Annotated in this window: 16 protein-coding genes and 1 tRNA gene; 4 read left to right on the plus strand and 13 right to left on the minus strand. The window is 69.0% G+C overall.

Annotated features, from left to right (window positions below; genetic code table 11):
• Position 1: 1 nt before the first annotated feature.
• On the plus strand, positions 2-595 hold the full coding sequence (locus NBE95_RS03450) for a glutathione S-transferase family protein (RefSeq protein ID WP_289894481.1): 594 nt from the start codon (positions 2-4) through the stop codon (positions 593-595).
• Here NBE95_RS03450 and NBE95_RS03455 read toward each other — a convergent pair.
• From NBE95_RS03455 to NBE95_RS03465, 3 genes are all read right to left on the minus strand, one after another.
• Entirely contained in the window at positions 550-1,482 is a 933-nt protein-coding gene (locus NBE95_RS03455; protein WP_289894482.1) for a DMT family transporter, read from the minus strand. The genes NBE95_RS03450 and NBE95_RS03455 overlap by 46 nt on opposite strands.
• Positions 1,483-1,767: 285 nt before the next feature.
• Positions 1,768-2,067 (minus strand): HU family DNA-binding protein, encoded by a 300-nt coding sequence (locus NBE95_RS03460; protein WP_019352361.1) that lies wholly within the window; start codon positions 2,065-2,067, stop codon positions 1,768-1,770.
• A gap of 151 nt (positions 2,068-2,218) precedes the next feature.
• Positions 2,219-3,703, minus strand: coding sequence for an AMP nucleosidase (locus NBE95_RS03465; protein WP_289894483.1), 1,485 nt, complete (start codon positions 3,701-3,703; stop codon positions 2,219-2,221).
• A gap of 97 nt (positions 3,704-3,800) precedes the next feature.
• On the opposite strand from NBE95_RS03465, the gene NBE95_RS03470 reads away from it, so the two are divergent.
• Entirely contained in the window at positions 3,801-4,787 is a 987-nt protein-coding gene (locus NBE95_RS03470) for an LLM class flavin-dependent oxidoreductase (RefSeq protein WP_289894484.1), read from the plus strand.
• Positions 4,784-5,644, plus strand: coding sequence for an SDR family oxidoreductase (locus tag NBE95_RS03475; protein ID WP_289894485.1), 861 nt, complete (start codon positions 4,784-4,786; stop codon positions 5,642-5,644). Before NBE95_RS03470 ends, NBE95_RS03475 begins: the two co-directional genes overlap by 4 nt.
• Here NBE95_RS03475 and NBE95_RS03480 read toward each other — a convergent pair.
• The 7 genes from NBE95_RS03480 to dapF form a co-directional block, all read right to left on the minus strand.
• Positions 5,641-6,261, minus strand: a complete 621-nt coding sequence (locus NBE95_RS03480) for an SH3 domain-containing protein (protein ID WP_289894486.1) — start codon at positions 6,259-6,261, stop codon at positions 5,641-5,643. The genes NBE95_RS03475 and NBE95_RS03480 overlap by 4 nt on opposite strands.
• A 9-nt stretch (positions 6,262-6,270) precedes the next feature.
• The gene (gene dxs / locus NBE95_RS03485; RefSeq protein ID WP_289894487.1) at positions 6,271-8,193 is read right to left on the minus strand and encodes a 1-deoxy-D-xylulose-5-phosphate synthase; all 1,923 of its coding nucleotides are present in this window, start codon (positions 8,191-8,193) and stop codon (positions 6,271-6,273) included.
• A 25-nt stretch (positions 8,194-8,218) separates the two neighbouring features.
• Complete coding sequence (locus tag NBE95_RS03490; protein WP_289894488.1) at positions 8,219-9,082, minus strand: farnesyl diphosphate synthase; 864 nt, start codon at positions 9,080-9,082, stop codon at positions 8,219-8,221.
• Positions 9,082-9,318, minus strand: a complete 237-nt coding sequence (locus tag NBE95_RS03495; RefSeq protein WP_289894489.1) for an exodeoxyribonuclease VII small subunit — start codon at positions 9,316-9,318, stop codon at positions 9,082-9,084. The genes NBE95_RS03490 and NBE95_RS03495 overlap by 1 nt, the downstream gene beginning before the upstream one ends.
• Positions 9,315-10,232, minus strand: coding sequence for a histone deacetylase family protein (locus tag NBE95_RS03500; RefSeq protein ID WP_289894490.1), 918 nt, complete (start codon positions 10,230-10,232; stop codon positions 9,315-9,317). Before NBE95_RS03500 ends, NBE95_RS03495 begins: the two co-directional genes overlap by 4 nt.
• A 150-nt stretch (positions 10,233-10,382) precedes the next feature.
• A complete protein-coding gene (mtaB, locus tag NBE95_RS03505) occupies positions 10,383-11,636 on the minus strand; it encodes a tRNA (N(6)-L-threonylcarbamoyladenosine(37)-C(2))-methylthiotransferase MtaB (RefSeq protein WP_289894823.1) in 1,254 nt (417 codons plus the stop codon).
• A gap of 5 nt (positions 11,637-11,641) precedes the next feature.
• Positions 11,642-12,469, minus strand: a complete 828-nt coding sequence (gene dapF / locus NBE95_RS03510) for a diaminopimelate epimerase (RefSeq protein WP_289894491.1) — start codon at positions 12,467-12,469, stop codon at positions 11,642-11,644.
• A gap of 97 nt (positions 12,470-12,566) precedes the next feature.
• On the opposite strand from dapF, the gene NBE95_RS03515 reads away from it, so the two are divergent.
• A tRNA-Lys gene (locus tag NBE95_RS03515) sits at positions 12,567-12,642 on the plus strand.
• Positions 12,643-12,881: 239 nt separating this feature from the next.
• Here the strand turns inward: NBE95_RS03515 and NBE95_RS03520 are convergent.
• From NBE95_RS03520 to NBE95_RS03530, 3 genes are read right to left on the minus strand one after another with little or no spacing between them, the layout of a single operon-like run.
• Positions 12,882-13,964, minus strand: a complete 1,083-nt coding sequence (locus NBE95_RS03520; protein WP_289894492.1) for an HlyD family secretion protein — start codon at positions 13,962-13,964, stop codon at positions 12,882-12,884.
• Entirely contained in the window at positions 13,961-15,658 is a 1,698-nt protein-coding gene (locus NBE95_RS03525) for an MFS transporter (RefSeq protein WP_289894493.1), read from the minus strand. The genes NBE95_RS03520 and NBE95_RS03525 overlap by 4 nt, the downstream gene beginning before the upstream one ends.
• Positions 15,655-16,086, minus strand: coding sequence for a MarR family transcriptional regulator (locus NBE95_RS03530; RefSeq protein ID WP_289894494.1), 432 nt, complete (start codon positions 16,084-16,086; stop codon positions 15,655-15,657). The genes NBE95_RS03525 and NBE95_RS03530 overlap by 4 nt, the downstream gene beginning before the upstream one ends.
• Positions 16,087-16,153: the final 67 nt, after the last annotated feature.

The raw sequence follows: 16,153 nt of genomic DNA on the forward strand, positions 1-16,153 counted from the left end.
GATGCTGACCCTCTACCACGCTCCGAAAAGCCGCTCCTCCAGCGTGATCGCGCTGCTGAAGGAACTCGACCTTCTCGACAGGATCCGCATCCGCGAAGTCACGATCCCCCGGCAGGACGGCAGCGGCGGCGCCGATCCGGCGAACCCGCATCCCGAAGGCAAGGTGCCCTATCTGGTCAATGGCGAGGATTGGGTGCGCGAGCGCGGCGCCATCATGCTTTACCTGACCGACCTGTTTCCCGAGGCCGGTCTGGGTCCGCTGCCCGGCGATCCGAAGCGCGGCCAGTATCTCGGCTGGCTCAGCTGGTATCAGGGCGTGCTGGAGCCGGTCGCGATCCTGAACTTCTTCGGCATCGAACATCCGGCGCTGAAGGCGACCTTTCGCGACTACGACACCGCCATCCAGAGGCTGGACCAGGTGCTGTCCGGGCAGCCCTGGCTGCTGGGCGACACCTTCTCGGCGGCGGACCTGCTGATCGCCTCGCCCTTCCTGTTCTTCGGCGAGGGAATGCCGCGCCCGCCCGCCGTCGACGACTGGGCGCGGCGGATTCAGTCGCGCCCCTCGATGGCGGCGGCGGGGGATTTCGACGGCTGAGACGTGCCGGCAGGCGGGGTGCCGGGGATCCGCGCCAGCTGCACCATCAGGATGCCAGCGGCGACGATCAGCGCCCCCAGCACGTCCGACAGGCCGAACCGCTCGCCCAGCATGGCGGCGGCGATGGCGACGCCGAAGATCGGCGACAGGAAATGGAAGGTCGCCGCCCGCACCGCGCCGATGCGGTTGACCAGCAGGAACCACAGCCAGGTCGCGCCGATGCCCGGCGCGGCGACGGTGTAAAGAAAGGCCCAGACCAGGCCGAAGCTCCATTCGACCGGACGGCCCCATTCCATCGCCACGGCCGGGACCAGCAGGGCCAGCGCCCCCACCGCCATCTGCAGGCCGACGATCATCATCATGTTGCGGCTGCCGCCCGCCCCCCGTGCGGCCAGCGTGGCGACGGTCAGCGCCACCACCGCCACCAGGCACATGATCAGACCGGGAATATCAAGGCCATGCTGCAACCGCACGCCCATGATCAGGGTGACGCCGAGGATTCCGGCAACCAACCCGGCCACGGCGACGGGGCGCAACGTCTCGCCATGGATCAGCCAGCCCAGGAAGGCGACCAGCAGCGGCATCATCGAGGCGATGATCGAGGCGGCCGATGCCTCGACATGCTGCATGGCGATCCAGTTGAGCCCCAGGTAAAGCGCGTTCTGGCACAGGCCGAAAACGATGACGGTGCGCCACTCGGCCCGGCTGAGCCGCCAGCTCTGCCCCATCGCCCAGGCCAGCGGGATCGCGACCAGCGCCGAAAGCGCGAAGCGGATGACCAGCGCGGTCAGCGGCGGCGCCGCCAGCACGATGATCCGCGTCGTGGTGAAGGCCGAGGCCCAGACGACCGCGAAGCCGAAGCCCATCAGGATGGCTCTGAAATCCATGGCACGCCTCCCTTGTCACGCCAAGGCCTAGCAGACCCCGCCGCGGGCGCAACCCAAGGCGCGTCTTCGTCGCGCCAAGACCCGTCGCGACCGCGACGCGCCCCGGCAGATCAGGCTGGGCCCGGCCGGCTTCCTTCACCGTTTTGCAAATACCCGCACGGCAGCGACGGTTGCATGGCCGCATGGGTATTTGCAAAACGGTGAAAAGGCGCGGCGCGGCGGCCGCGAAAACGAAGAAGGGCCGCGCATCGGCTGCGCGGCCCCTCCTGACACGAGCGCCTGGGATCAGGCGTTCACGCTGTCTTTCAGCGCCTTGGCGATGGTGACCTTGACCACCTTGTCGGCGGGCTTCGTCATCATTTCCTGGGTCTGCGGGTTGCGGACCTGACGCTCGGGGCGGGCGCGGCAGGCGACCTTGCCGATGCCCGGCAGGGTGACGGCGCCGCCTTCGGCAACAGTGCGCGACACGACGGCCGAGAGCGCGTCAAGAGCCGCGGCGGCGGTTTTCTTGTCGCTGCCCATTTCATCGGCCAGCGTGGCGACGAGCTGAGTCTTGGTCATCGGTTTCGAAGCGGCCTGGGCCATGTTCTGTCTCCTCGTTGTTTCCCGTTCGGGAAATTTTCGGACGCCACCTTGGCGGCACGAAAGCCGCTACACAAGCTTTTTGCGCGCAGTTCAAGCATTTTCCTTTGTTTTCGCGGATCGGACGCAGCGAAAACGGCCCGGACCCGCCTTGTCAGAGGAAAGCGGTCTCATTGAAGGACCTCAACTTCCGCGAGTGGATGCGTTCCAGCGGAGTCGCGCGCAATTTTTCCATCGCCCGGATGCCGATCAGCAGGTGGTTCGCGACCTGGGTGCGATAGAAATCCGTCGCCATGCCGGGCAGTTTCAGCTCGCCATGCAGCGGCTTGTCCGAAACGCAGAGCAGCGTGCCATAGGGCACCCGGAAGCGGAAGCCGTTCGCGGCGATGGTGGCGCTTTCCATGTCCAGCGCGATGGCGCGCGACTGCGACAGGCGCTGCACCGGACCGGACTGGTCGCGCAGTTCCCAGTTGCGGTTGTCGATGGTGGCGACGGTGCCGGTGCGCATGATCCGCTTCAGCTCATAGCCGTCCAGCCGCGTGACCTCGGCCACCGCCTCCTGCAGGGCGACCTGCACCTCGGCCAGGGCCGGGATCGGCACCCAGACCGGCAGGTCGTCATCAAGCACATGATCCTCGCGCAGATAGGCATGGGCGAGGACGAAATCGCCCAGCGACTGCGAGTTGCGCAGCCCCGCGCAATGGCCGACCATCAGCCAGGCATGCGGCCGCAGGACCGCGATATGGTCGGTCGCGGTCTTGGCGTTGGACGGCCCGACGCCGATATTGACCAGGGTGATGCCGTCGCCGTCCGGGCGCTTCAGGTGATAGGCCGGCATCTGCGGCATCTTGGCGCCGGTGGCGATGATGTCCTCGGCGCGTTCCAGCACCTGGTTCCCGGGCGCGACGAATTCGGTATAGCCCGAATGGGGATCGGCCAGCGCCCGACGGGCGAAAAGCTCGAACTCGTCCACATAGAACTGGTAATTGGTGAACATCACGAAATTCTGGAAATGCTCAGGCAAGGTCGCGGTGTAATGCGACAGCCGCGCCAGCGAGTAATCCACCCGCTGCGCCGTGAACGGCGCCAGGGGCTGGCTGCCGTCCGGGTTCGGCCCCGCGGTGCCGTTCACGATGTCGTCGTTCATCGTGTTCAGGTCCGGCACGTCGAAGACGTCGCGCAGCGAATAGCTCAGCACGCCTTCCTGCGGCACGTTCAGGTCGCTTTGCGTGGCCACGGCGAAATGCACCGGCATCGGCGTATCGCTGTCCGAGATCGAGACCGCGACGCCGTGGTTCTTCATCAGCAGCCCGATCTGCTCGGTCAGGTAGCCGCAGAAAAGGTCCGGCCGGGTGATCGAGGTGGAATAGGTTCCGGGCAGCGCCACATGGCCGAAGGACAGGCGCGAATCCGTCTTGGAATGGACCGGCACGGTCAGCCGCAACTCGGGGTAGAACGCGCGATACCGCGCCTGCGGCCGGTTGCCCTCCAGCGTGGCGAGGAAACGGTCCAGCAGGAAATGCGAGGCGCGCTGGTAAAGTTCGATCAGCCGCGCCACGGCGGCGGCCGGATCGTCGAAATGGACCTGCTCGGCGGGCTCGGGCGTCTCGATGGGAAGTCTCCGGCTGTCGGTCAACATGCGCATTCTCCAGTTTCGCCGGAGAGTGCCAGCGCCGCCGCGGGCTGGCAAGCCGGCAGCGGAGGCCCTATCTGACTGGGACAAAGGAGTGATCCGCATGGAATTTTCCATTCTCGACCTGGCGGTGGTGGCCGAAGGCTCGGACGCGCGGCAGGCCATCGCCAATTCCGTCGCGCTGGCGCAGGCCGCCGAGGGCTGGGGTTACAGCCGCTTCTGGCTGGCCGAGCATCACAACATGCCCGGCATCGCCAGCGCCGCCACCGCTGTGCTGATCGGCCATGTCGCCGACCATACGCATACCATCCGCGTCGGCGCCGGCGGCGTCATGCTGCCGAACCACGCGCCGCTGGCCATCGCCGAGCAGTTCGGCACCCTGGCGACCATCCATGGCGACCGCATCGACCTGGGGCTCGGCCGCGCGCCGGGCGGCGACGGCGCGGTCATGCACGCGCTGCGCCGCTCGATGCAGCGCAACGAGGATTTTCCCAATGATGTGGTCGAGCTGCTGCGCTATCTGGGCCCGCCGCGCCCCGGCGCCCCGGTCGCGGCCCATCCCGGCGAAGGCACGAACCTGCCGGTCTGGATCCTCGGCTCGTCGCTTTATGGGGCGAGCCTCGCCGCCGTGCTGGGCCTGCCCTATGCCTTCGCCAGCCATTTCGCGCCCGGCGATCTCGACCAGGCGGTGCAGCTTTACCGCGACCGTTTCGAGCCGACCGAGTTCGGCCAGAAGCCGCGCTTCATGCTGGCGGTGAACGTCATCGCCGCCGAAACCGACGCCGAGGCGCAGCGGCTGCGCACCAGCCAGATGATTTCCTTTGCGCGGCTGCGCACCGGCATGCCCGGCCTGTTGCCGCCGCCGGTCGACGACATCCAGAACGCGGTGCCGGCGCATGTCCTGCCCATGGTCGAGCAGGCGCTGTCGGTCAGCGCCGTGGGCGCACCGGCCACCGTGGCGGCGCGGCTCGAGGAGCTGATCGCCCGCTACCGCCCCGACGAGCTGATCCTGGTCGGCAATGTTTACGACCAGGCGGCGCGGCATCGCAGCTTCGCCATCGCCGCCGAAATCCTGCGGGGACGGGCATGAGGATGCTGGTCTTCGGGCACGGCTATACCGCCGGTTTCCTGACGCCGCTGCTGCTGGCCCGGGGCTGGCAGGTCGCCGGCACCACCCGCGCCGATGCCGCCCGCGTCGCCGAGGCCGGCGCCGAGCCGCTGATCTGGCCGGGCGACGATGCAGCGGTCCGACAGGCCATCGCCGGGGCCGATGCGATCCTGGTTTCGGTGGCGCCGGAGCGGGGCGCGGACCCGGTCCTGGCGGGGTTCGGCGCCGAGATCGCCGCCGCGCGGCCGCGCTGGCTGGGCTATCTGTCCACCACCGGGGTCTATGGCGACCACGGCGGCGGCTGGGTCGACGAGGACACGCCCCTGACCCCCTCGACCCGCCGCGGGCATGAGCGGGTCGCGGCCGAGCAGGGCTGGCAGCAATTGGCGGCGGAACACGGCCTGCCGCTGCACATCTTCCGTCTGGCCGGGATCTACGGGCCCGGGCGCGGCCCCTTTGCCAAGGTCCGGGCGGGCACGGCGCGGCGCATCGTCAAGCCGGGCCAGGTGTTTTCGCGCATCCATGCCGAGGATATCGCGCGGGTGCTGCTGGCCTCGATCCACGCGCCGCGGCCGGGGGCGGTCTACAATGTCTGCGACGACGATCCGGCCCCGCCCGAGGCGGTGATCGGCCATGCCGCGGAACTGCTGGGCCTGCCCTTGCCGCCGACCGAGGACTATGCCAGTGCCGAGATGACGCCGATGGCGCGCAGCTTCTATGCCGAGAACAAGCGCGTCTCGAACGCCCGCATCAAGCGCGAGCTGGGCGTGACGCTGCGCTATCCCGATTACCGCGCCGGCCTTGCGGCGCTGGCGCGGGCCGAGGGCATCACGGTTTAGGGCGCGATCGAGCAGCAGCCGGTCAGCATGCGCGACGGCTGCTCCTGCCCGTCCAGGATCACCGTCACCCCCAGCGCGAAGGCGCGGTCCGACATGCCGTCCGAGCATTGTTCGGGCTGGATCACGGCGGTCAGGCGGCCCTTGTCGTCGCCGGCGATGATGCCGCGCATCGGCTCGCCCTCGATGCCGCGATCCATGACCTTGCGCAGCGACAGCGGACGCTCGGGCTGGTCGGGCTCGCTGAACACCAACCCCTTCTCGACGGTCTTGAAGGACCAGAAGGGTTCGGTGCCGCTGCAGTTCAGCGTCAGCGGCAGCTCGGCCGGTTTCCAGGCCGAGGATTGCGGCTTGAGGAAGCGCAGCGCCACCCAGCCCGAGCCCTCGCCGACATTGACCCGGCCCCATTTGCCCGACGCGTCGCGACCCAGAAGCTCGACCCCCTTGGCGGTCGAGGCCAGCTTGCCGATGACCTTGGCCTTGCCGTCCGGCGCCTCGCGCACGTTCAAGGTGTCCCAGGTCTCGACCACGGTGACGTCGAACAGGTTCGGCAGATAGTCGCCGGCCATCGCCGTGACCGGAAAAGCCAGCACCAGGCCGGCCATGAGGATACGCAGCATTGTCACCTCTCAGGCGCGTTTGGCCAGCGCCACGCCAAGGACGTCCAGCACCTTGGCCTCGATGTCGGGGGCGGACATGCGGGCGTCGCGATACATGGCCTCGGGGCTGGCATGATCAATGAATGTATCGGGCAGGACCATCTGGCGGAAGCGCAGACCGTCGTCGAAAACCCCTTCATCGGCAAGAAGTTGCGCGACGAGCGACCCGAAGCCGCCGACCGCGCCCTCCTCGATGGTGATCAGCGCCTCATGCGTGCGGGCCAGGCGCAGAATCAGCTCGCGGTCCAGGGGCTTGGCAAAGCGGGCATCGACCACGGTGGGGGTGATGCCCCGCGCCAGCAGCGCCTCGCGCGCGCGCATGACCTCGCCCAGGCGGGTGCCCAGCGACAGGATGGCGACGCGCTTGCCCTCGGCGATCACGCGGGCCTTGCCGATCTGCAGCGGCTGGCCGCGCTCGGGCATCTCGACGCCCATGCCCTCGCCGCGCGGATAGCGGAAGGCGATGGGGCCCTCGTCATAGGCGGCGGCGGTGGCGACCATATGCGCCAGTTCGGCCTCGTCGGCGGCGGCCATGACCACGAAGCCGGGCAGGTTGGCCAGAAAGGCCACGTCATAGGCCCCGGCATGGGTTGCGCCATCGGCGCCGACCAGCCCGGCGCGGTCGATGGCGAAGCGGACCGGCAGTCGCTGGATCGCCACGTCATGCACGACCTGGTCATAGCCGCGCTGCAGGAAGGTCGAGTAAAGCGCGCAGAACGGCTTCAGCCCCCCCGCCGCCAGCCCGGCCGAGAAGGTCACCGCATGTTGTTCCGCGATGCCCACGTCGAAGCAGCGGCGCGGGAAACGCTCGGCGAACAGGTTCAGCCCGGTGCCGTCCGGCATCGCCGCCGTCACCGCCACGATCTTGTCGTCGCGGCTGGCCTGATCGACCAGCGCGCGGGCAAAGACCGAGGTATAGCTGGGCGCGTTCGACTTGGCCTTGGCCTGCGCGCCCGTCGCCACGTCGAATTTCGCCGTGGCATGGCCCTTGTCGGCGGCGCGCTCGGCCGGACCGTAGCCCTTGCCCTTGCGGGTCACCGCGTGGATCAGCACCGGCCCGTCGGCCCGCGCCTTGACGGTGCGCAGCAGCGGCAGAAGCTGGTCGAGGTCGTGGCCGTCGACCGGGCCGATATAAGAAAAGCCCAGTTCCTCGAACAGGGTGCCGCCGACGGTCAGGCCCTTGAGCATCTCCTTGGCGCGCCGCGCCCCCTCTTGCAACGAGGGCGGCAGGAACCCCACCGCGCCCTTGGCGACGGCCTTCAGGTCCTGGAACGGCCCCTCGGCGTAAAGCCGGGTCAGGTAGCGCGACAGCGCCCCGGTGGGCGGCGCGATGGACATCTCGTTGTCGTTCAGCACCACGAACAGCCGCTTGCCCAGGTCGCCCGCATTGTTCAGCGCCTCGAAGGCCATGCCGGCGCTCATCGCGCCGTCGCCGATCACCGCGATGGCGTCGCCCGGATCGCCGCCGAGCTCGCGCGCCATGGCGAAACCCAGCGCCGCGCTGATCGAGGTCGAGCTGTGCCCGGCCCCGAACGGATCATAGGGGCTTTCCGAACGCTTGGTGAAACCGGACAGGCCATTCTCCATCCGCAGGGTGCGGATGCGGTCGCGGCGCCCGGTCAGGATCTTGTGCGGATAGCATTGATGGCCGACATCCCAGATGATCTTGTCGCGCGGCGCGTCGAAAACCGCGTGCAGGGCCACGGTCAGCTCGACCACGCCCAGCCCGGCGCCCAGATGGCCGCCGGTGACGGAAACGGCGCTGATCGTCTCGGCCCGCAATTCCTCGGCAAGCTGGCGCAATTCGCGATCCGTCAGATCCTTGAGATCGGACGGCACCCGCACCCGGTCAAGCACGGGGGTCGCGGGGCGGTCGTTCTGGTCTTGGGTCATGGCTTGCCCCTCTCCGGGCGGGCTGTCAGGCGTCGCGTTCGATAACGAAACGCGCAAGCTGCCGCAAGTTTCCTGCATCCTCGCCATAGGGCTCCAGCGCCGATTCGGCGGCGCGGACCAGCTTGCGGGCCTTGTCCTGCGCCCCCTCGAGGCCCAGCAGCGAGACGAAGGTCGCCTTGTTCGCCGCATCGTCCTTGCGGGTGCGCTTGCCGGTCTCGGCCTCGTCGCCGGTCACGTCCAGGATGTCGTCCTGGATCTGGAAGGCCAGGCCCAGGTTGCGGGCATATTCCGCCAGCGGGCCGGGATCCTCGCCGGCCATGACCGCGCCGGCGGTGGCGGCGAACTGGATCAGCGCGCCGGTCTTGGCACCTTGCAGCCGCTTGATGGCGACGATGTCCAGCGGTTCCATGGCGGTCTCGGCGGCGATGTCCAGCGCCTGGCCCCAGACCATGCCGCGCCCGCCCACCGCCTCGGAAAAGCCGCGGATCAGCGCCAGGCGCGTCTCGGCCGCGCCGATCTGCGGATCGGTCAGCAGGCCGAAGGCCAGGCTTTGCAGCGCGTCGCCGGCCAGGATCGCGGTCGCCTCGGACCATTGCACATGCACGGTCGGCAGGCCACGGCGCAGGTCGTCATTGTCCATCGAAGGCAGGTCGTCATGCACCAGGCTATAGGCGTGCAACGCCTCGACCGCCGCGGCGACGGGCAGCGATTCCCGGTCGCGCAACCCGAACAGCCGCGCCGATTCCATCGCCAGGAAGGCGCGGATGCGCTTGCCGCCGATGCAGGCATAGCGCATCGCATCGGCCAGCTCGCCCGAGGGCAGATTCGCCATGGCCTCCTCCAGCGCGGCCTGCACCTGCGCCTTCACGTCCTCAAGGCGGTCCTGCATCACAGGCCCTCGACCGGGGCAGTCCCGCTGGGCTGGCCATTGGCGGCCAGGGTGATCTTTTCCACCCGCTCCTCGGCCTCGCGCAGGCGCTTGTCGCAATGCGCGCGCAGAGCGGCGCCGCGTTCGTAAAGCTTGATCGATTCCTCCAGCGTCGCCTCGCCGTGTTCCAGCCGGCCGACCGTCGCCTCAAGCTCTTTCATCGCCTCCTCGAAGGACATGTTCTCGATCTCGGTCACGCCGCAGTCTCCCTCAGCACATCGACATGGGCACGCGCCGAGCGGCCCAGAGCGGCGAGATCATAGCCGCCTTCCAGCGCCGATACCACCGGGGCCGAACAGGCGGCCGCGGCGTCGCAGATCATCCGGGTGATGGCGGTGAAATCCGCCTCGCGCCACATCAGCGCCGCCAGCGGATCGTCGGCATGGGCGTCGAACCCGGCCGAAACCAGCACCAGCTGCGGCCGCCAGGCCTCGACCCGGGCGCAGAGCTGCCGCCAGACGGCGCGGGCCTGCTCGCCGCCGCTGCCCGGCGCCAGCGGCACGTTCACGATCTGCCCATGCGCACCGCTTTCGCCGGGCGCGCCCGAGCCCGGATAAAGCGGTATCTGATGGCTCGAAGCGAACAGCGCCCGCTTCTCGTCCCACAGCACGTCCTGGGTGCCGTTGCCGTGATGCACGTCGAAATCCAGCACCGCCACCCGGTCCAGCCGGTGATGGTCCAGCGCCCGCAAGGCCGCGATGGCGACCGAGGAAAAGATGCAGAATCCCATGGCCCGCGCCCGCTCGGCATGATGGCCCGGCGGGCGCATGGCGACGAAGGCATTGGGCGCCTCTCCGGCCAGCACCGCATCGACCGCGGCGCAAACGCCGCCGACGGCATGGCGCGCCGCCGCCAAGCTGTCCGGCGCCAGATAGGTGTCCGAATCGAGCATGGCCCAGCCCTCGGCCGGCGATTTCCGGCGCAGCGCGGACAGGTATTCCGGCGGATGGGCGCGCAGGATGTCCGTCTCGGCCGCTTCCGGCGCCTCGCGCCGGGCCAGGTCGAGCCCCGCCAATGCGCCCAGGACGGCATCCAGCCGCGCCACCTGTTCGGGATGGCTGGGCGGCGTCACATGCAGGTGCCCCGAAGGATGCGTATAAAGCAAGGTCATCGGCCAAGGATTATGGGCAGCCCCGCGGCACGGCAAGCCCATCTTGCGATCGGGCGGGGGGCGACGAGCCCGCCCGGAAGCCGTCTTCTCTGTTTTCCAAATACTCTCGGGGGTCCGGGGGCAGACAGCCCCCGGCGCGACGGCGAAGGATCAGACCGTCAGCCGCTGCCCGTCATGACCGGCGATGCGCAACTCCACCAGCGTGCCCTCGGGCATGTCGCGCGCGAAGGCCACCTCGGTGAAATGCTCGGTCCGACCCAGGCGCGGCCCCTCGGTCAGCACCATGCGGCTTTGCCCGACCTCGGCCGCGAGGTGGCGGGCCAGCGCCGCATCGCCCGCCGCGCGCAGCCGCGCCGCACGATCCCGGATCGCCGGACCCGGCACCCGCGGCATCCGCGCCGCCGGCGTCCCCTTGCGTGCCGAATAGGGAAACACATGCAGGAAGGTCAGTCCGCAATCCTCGACCAGCTTCAGGCTGTTCTGGAACATCGCCTCGGTCTCGGTCGGAAAGCCGGCGATGATGTCGGCGCCGAAGACGATGCCGGGGCGCAGCTTGCGGGCATCCTCGCAGAAGCGGATGGCGTCGTCGCGCAGGTGTCGGCGCTTCATCCGCTTCAGGATCATGTCGTCGCCGGCCTGCAGCGACAGGTGCAGATGCGGCATCAGCCGCGGCTCGCTGGCGATGGCCAGCATCAGATTCTCGTCCGCCTCGATCGAATCGATCGAGCTGATGCGCAGCCGCGGCAGGTCCGGCACCAGCCGCAGGATGCGCATCACCAGATCGCCCAGCCGCGGCTGGCCCGGCAGGTCGGCGCCCCATGAGGTCAGGTCCACCCCGGTCAGCACCACCTCGTTGAAGCCGCGGTCGCGCAGCCGCTTGATCTGTTCGACCACCACCCCGGCCGGGACCGAGCGCGAATTGCCGCGGCCATAGGGGATGATGCAGAAGGTGCAGCGGTGGTCGCAGCCGTTCTGCACCTGCACATAGGCGCGGTGCCGGCCGAAACCGTCGATCAGGTGGCCCGCGGTCTCGCGCACCGACATGATGTCGTCGACCTGCACCTTCTCGGTTTCGCCGATCAGGTCGGGGGCCTGCATGGCGGCCCAGGTGGCGGGCTGCATCTTTTCATGGTTGCCGATGACGCGGCTGACCTCGGCCATGGCGGCAAAGGTTTCGGGCTCGGTCTGGGCGGCGCAGCCGGTGACGATGACCGGGGCGCCGGGGTTCTCGCGCGCCAGCCGGCGGATTTCCTGGCGGGCCTTGCGCACCGCCTCGGCGGTCACCGCGCAGGTGTTCACGATCACCGCGCCCTGCAGCCCGGCGGCCTCGGCCATCTCGCGCATGGCCTCGGTCTCATAGGCGTTCAGCCGGCAGCCGAGGGTGGCGAAAACCGGGGGCTTCAGATCCTTCATCCGCGCCAGACCCCGTCGAAGACATGCGCGGTCGGGCCGGTCATCCAGACCCCGTCCTCGCGCCAGTCGATCTCCAGCACGCCGCCGGGCACGTTGACCCTGACCCGGCGCCCGGTCAGCCCGCGCCGCGCCGCCGCCACCACCGCCGCGCAGGAGCACGAGCCCGAGGCCAGCGTGATGCCGGTGCCGCGTTCCCAGATGCGCAGCACGATCTCGCTGTCCGAGACGACCTGAACGACCTCGACATTGGTGCGCTGCGGATAAAGCGGGTGATGCTCGTGCGCGGGGCCGAAACGGTCCAAGTCCACCGCCGCCGCATCGGGCACGAAGAAGGTCAGATGCGGATTGCCCATGCCGGTCGCCACCGGATCGCCCGCGATGGGCAGGTGCAGGGTGTCGACATCCTCGGCCAGCGGGATCCGCGCCCAATCGAGCACCGGCGCGCCCATGTTCACCCGCGTCAGCCGGTCCCCGGCATCCTCGGCCGCAAGCAGGGCATGGTCGGTGGCCAGCCGCAGCGCCGAAGCGCCCGATTCGTCCATCAGGAAGCGGGCGACGCAGCGCGTGGCATTGCCGCAGGCCGCCGAAAGCGAGCCGTCGGCATTGAAGAACACCAGCCGCGCATCGGCATTCTCGCCGGGCAGGATGACGGCCATCTGGTCGAAGCCGACGCCGCGATGGCGGTCGGCGATGGCGGCCACGGTCGCGGCATCGGGCAGCGCGCCGGTCCGGCGGCCGTCCACGACCACGAAATCATTGCCGAGCCCGTGCATCTTCATGAAGGGCAGAGGGGCGGTTTGGCCGGGGTTTTGCTGGTGCTCCATGGCGGTGACATACTCCTGCCGGAAAGATTCTGCCAGAGGCGGCGATTTTTCCGCTTGACCCTGTCAGCCGCCGACCGTAGTTAGCCCCCCGTGCGATGGGCCCGTAGCTCAGTTGGTAGAGCAACTGACTTTTAATCAGTGGGTCACAGGTTCGAATCCTGTCGGGCTCACCACTTTTCCAAAGAAGATCAGAGATTTGCGGAAAGCGGTGAAATTCTCCGTCCGACCGGCCGAATGCGTCCGCATCGGACGGTCTTGTGCTGTTCGGCCGGTATAGGCAGCAGTCAGGCCGACAGGATCCCGGCAGCCGAAATCGCGGCCGCCCCGGTCCGTTCGGTCCGCAGATCCTGCAGCTTCCCAAGGACATCACCGGCGGCCCAGAACCCCGGGCGGTGACGCGTCATGCAAAGGCCTATGGCAATCGCCCCGACGCCCCCGCATCGGCGGCGCCGGCACGCGCGCCGGAGCCCTCGTCCACCGTCACCACCACCGAGAGGCCGGGCTCGAGGTATTCCGACATCTCCTGTCCCGGGTCGATGCTGATGCGGATGGGCAGGCGCTGGACGATCTTGGTGAAATTGCCCGTCGCATTCGAGGAGCTCAGCAGGCTGAATTCCGAGGCGGTAGCGGGCGAGAAGGCCTCGACCCGGCCGGTGAAGGCGCGGTGCTGCATGGCGTCCACCGTGAAGGTGGCGCGGTCGCCGACGCGGACCCCGTGCAGCTGGGTTTCCTTGAAGTTCGCGATCACCCAGATATCGGGGCCGACATGGCTGACCAACGCCGTGCCGGCGGTGGCGTATTGGCCGATGCGCACCCCGACCTGACCCAGCCGCCCCCCGGAAGGCGCGCGGATCACCGTATTGTCGAGGTCGATCTGCGCCAGTTCCACCGCCGCGCGGGCCGAGGCGATCTCGGCGCGTTTCGCGGCCAGTCCGACCTGGGCGCCGTTGACGTTCTCGCGCGCCACGGCGATGGCGCTTTCGGCCTGGGTGACCGCGGCCTCGGCCTGGCGCAGCGCCAGCTCGGTCTGATCGGCCGAGCTTTGCGCGGTCACGCCGCGCGATTGCAGGGCCCGCGTCCGGTCCCAGGTCGATTTCGCCGTGTCCCGCGCCGCCTGCGCCGCCGACAGCGCCGCCTCGGTCGATTGCAGGCTGGCCTGGGCGGAATGCACGCTCTGTTCCTGGATCTGCAGCGCCGCCTCGGCGCCTTCCAGCATGGCCTGGGCCTGGGCCAGCTTCTGGCGATATTGCCGGTCGTCGAGCCGGGCGATGACCTGGCCGGCGGCGACGGGCTGGAAGTCCCGCACCTCGACCGCCGCCACATAGCCCGAAAGCTGCGGCGCGAGGCTGGTGACCTTGCCGCGGATATAGGCGTTCTCGGTCTGCGGATGCGCCGCGGCAAAGGGCGGCAGGTGCCAGGCGAACAGCACGATGAGCAGGCCGGCAAGGCCGGCGGCAATGGCGATCAATGTGGGGATCAAATGGGTTTTGGTCATTTCGCGGGCTCGGGTTGGCTGGTCGGGGCGGGCTGGGTCTGGACGGGTTGGGGTTGGGCGGGCTGGGGTTGGGCGGGCCTGGCTGGTCGGGGCCAGAAGCGGGCCGCCAGCCAGTCGCGGAACAGGTGCAGGACAAGCGCGCAAAGCGCCGCCGCCGCCGCCAGGAAGGTCAGGAAATAGGCGTCGTTATAGGCCATGACATAGGCCTGGTTGCTGGCGTCCTGGGCGATCAGCGCCACGGCCTGCGCCTTGCGCGCCACCAGGTCGGGCAGCTGCGGCCCCAGCAGCGCCATGTTGCGGGCGACGGCCGCGGTGGTCAGCGGGTCGGCGGTGGTCATCGATTCGCGCAGGACCTGCAGATGCATGGCCTGGCGGTGGTTGATGAAGGTCGAGAACAGGCCCGAGCCCATGGCGCCGCCCAGCGACTGCGTGGACAGGAACACGATGATGAAGGACAGGATATAGGCCGGCCCCCGCGCCAGGGCCGATATCAACCCCTGCATCATCGCCGGCGCCAGGAAGAACGAACCGGCAAAGGCGATCAGCGCCTGGCTGAGCATCATCTGCGCCGGCCGGGTGTCGATGGTCGAATGGCTGTCCATCCAGGCGCCGGCGCCGATCAGCGCCAGCGCGATCAGGTGGAACAGCGGCACGCGCGAGGGCTTCATGAAAGGCACCAGCGCCAGGCCGCCCAGCACCGTCGCCAGGGTGATAAGGGCGAAGAGCGGCACCAGTTGGTCCTGGGTCACGCCCAGGATCTGGAACATACGCGGCGCGCCCGCGCTTTGCTCGGACAAGACCAGGCGAAAGATCAGCAGGGTCGCCGTCAGGTGCAGCATGGCCGGGCTGGAGAGCCAGCGGATATCCAGAAGCGGCGTCTTGCGGTGCAGCTCGATCACCACGGCCAGGGTCAGCGTCACCACGGCCAGCGCCATCACCCAGCCGAGCCAGGCCGCATCGGTCCACCAGTGGATCGAGCCCATGACGAAAGCCACCGTCAGCCCGCCGAAGCCGGTGGCGATCAGCAGCCAGCTGACCAGGTCCATGGCGGCGATGACCTTGACGCGCGGCTGCGAGGTCAGCGGCAGGGCATAGACCAGCCCCAGCGACACCGCCGCCATGCCCAGCGCCATGACATGCAGCCCGTCCCAGCCGTGATCGCCCATCAGTGCCGGCGAGATCACCCGCGCCAGTATCGGCCCGGCCGCGACCATGGCCAGCACCATGGGCAGGCCCAGCCGCATCTTCCAGGCCGGCGGCAGCGGCTCCAGCATGTACATGAAGGCCAGCGTCGAGAGCGGCGCCGAGGCCATGCCGGCGAAGAACTGCACCGCCACCGCCGAGCGCAGGTCCGAGACCGCGAAGGCCGTCAGCGAGACGGCGAAATAGACCAGGATCGCGACCTCGGCAAAGCGGCGCAGGCCGAACTGGGTGCGGATCTTGATCAGCAGCAACGGCATCGAGGCGCGCGGGATCAGGAAGGCCGCCATCAGCCAGGTCGCCTGGGTCTGGGTGGCGCCCAGATCGCCGGCGATCTGCGGGATGTTGGTGCTGACGAAGCCCTGCGCCAGGCCCTGGGTCAGGCCGATGGTCACCGAGGCGCCGATATAGCCCAGCGTCGCCGGCCAGGACATCGGCACGAAGGCCGGCAGCGCCGAAACCGGCGCCGGGGCGGGTTGCTGGCCTGCGCTCATGCCTGCCTCAGCTTCTCGGCGTTCCGGGCCATCTGCGCCAGGGTACGGCGCGTCACCGCCATGTCCTCGGCCGGGATGCCCTCGGCCAGCGCGGCATCGACCTCGGCGCGAAAGCCCAGCAACGGCTCGATCCGCGCCGCCTCGGTCAGGAAGACGGCGTGCTTGCGGCCGTCCTCGGGGATCGGCCGGCGCTCGGCCAGGCCCTGCTCCTCCAGCGCGTCCAGCAGGCGCTTCAGCGTCGGCGTCTCGATACCCATCAGCGCCGCCAGCGCCGCCTGGCTCGCGCCCTCGTGCCGGCCGATGGTGGTCAGAAGCCGGGCGCGGGCATAGGTCAGCCCGTGCTTCTCGACCCGCGCACCGAAGGCCGCGCGCAATGTCCGGGTCAGTTCGATCAGGGTTTCCACGAAGGTGGAGGGACGGTCTGGCATGGGGTTTTCCTGCTGAATCCGCGAGCGGTTCGCCATTTCGTTAGCTAGCTAATGAAATCGCCGGCAA

This window comes from Paracoccus sp. TOH (assembly GCF_030388245.1).
In the GTDB taxonomy this organism is placed as follows: domain Bacteria; phylum Pseudomonadota; class Alphaproteobacteria; order Rhodobacterales; family Rhodobacteraceae; genus Paracoccus; species Paracoccus simplex.

Bases quoted from the DNA above. Each gene is read 5' to 3' on its own strand.
- NBE95_RS03450 (WP_289894481.1), top strand. From the start codon at position 2: ATGCTGACCCTCTACCACGCTCCGAAAAGCCGCTCCTCCAGCGTGATC.
- NBE95_RS03455 (WP_289894482.1), bottom strand. From the start codon at position 1,482: ATGGATTTCAGAGCCATCCTGATGGGCTTCGGCTTCGCGGTCGTCTGG.
- NBE95_RS03460 (WP_019352361.1), bottom strand. From the start codon at position 2,067: ATGGCCCAGGCCGCTTCGAAACCGATGACCAAGACTCAGCTCGTCGCC.
- NBE95_RS03465 (WP_289894483.1), bottom strand. From the start codon at position 3,703: ATGTTGACCGACAGCCGGAGACTTCCCATCGAGACGCCCGAGCCCGCC.
- NBE95_RS03470 (WP_289894484.1), top strand. From the start codon at position 3,801: ATGGAATTTTCCATTCTCGACCTGGCGGTGGTGGCCGAAGGCTCGGAC.
- NBE95_RS03475 (WP_289894485.1), top strand. From the start codon at position 4,784: ATGAGGATGCTGGTCTTCGGGCACGGCTATACCGCCGGTTTCCTGACG.
- NBE95_RS03480 (WP_289894486.1), bottom strand. From the start codon at position 6,261: ATGCTGCGTATCCTCATGGCCGGCCTGGTGCTGGCTTTTCCGGTCACG.
- dxs (WP_289894487.1), bottom strand. From the start codon at position 8,193: ATGACCCAAGACCAGAACGACCGCCCCGCGACCCCCGTGCTTGACCGG.
- NBE95_RS03490 (WP_289894488.1), bottom strand. From the start codon at position 9,082: ATGCAGGACCGCCTTGAGGACGTGAAGGCGCAGGTGCAGGCCGCGCTG.
- NBE95_RS03500 (WP_289894490.1), bottom strand. From the start codon at position 10,232: ATGACCTTGCTTTATACGCATCCTTCGGGGCACCTGCATGTGACGCCG.
- dapF (WP_289894491.1), bottom strand. From the start codon at position 12,469: ATGGAGCACCAGCAAAACCCCGGCCAAACCGCCCCTCTGCCCTTCATG.
- NBE95_RS03520 (WP_289894492.1), bottom strand. From the start codon at position 13,964: ATGACCAAAACCCATTTGATCCCCACATTGATCGCCATTGCCGCCGGC.
- NBE95_RS03525 (WP_289894493.1), bottom strand. From the start codon at position 15,658: ATGAGCGCAGGCCAGCAACCCGCCCCGGCGCCGGTTTCGGCGCTGCCG.
- NBE95_RS03530 (WP_289894494.1), bottom strand. From the start codon at position 16,086: ATGCCAGACCGTCCCTCCACCTTCGTGGAAACCCTGATCGAACTGACC.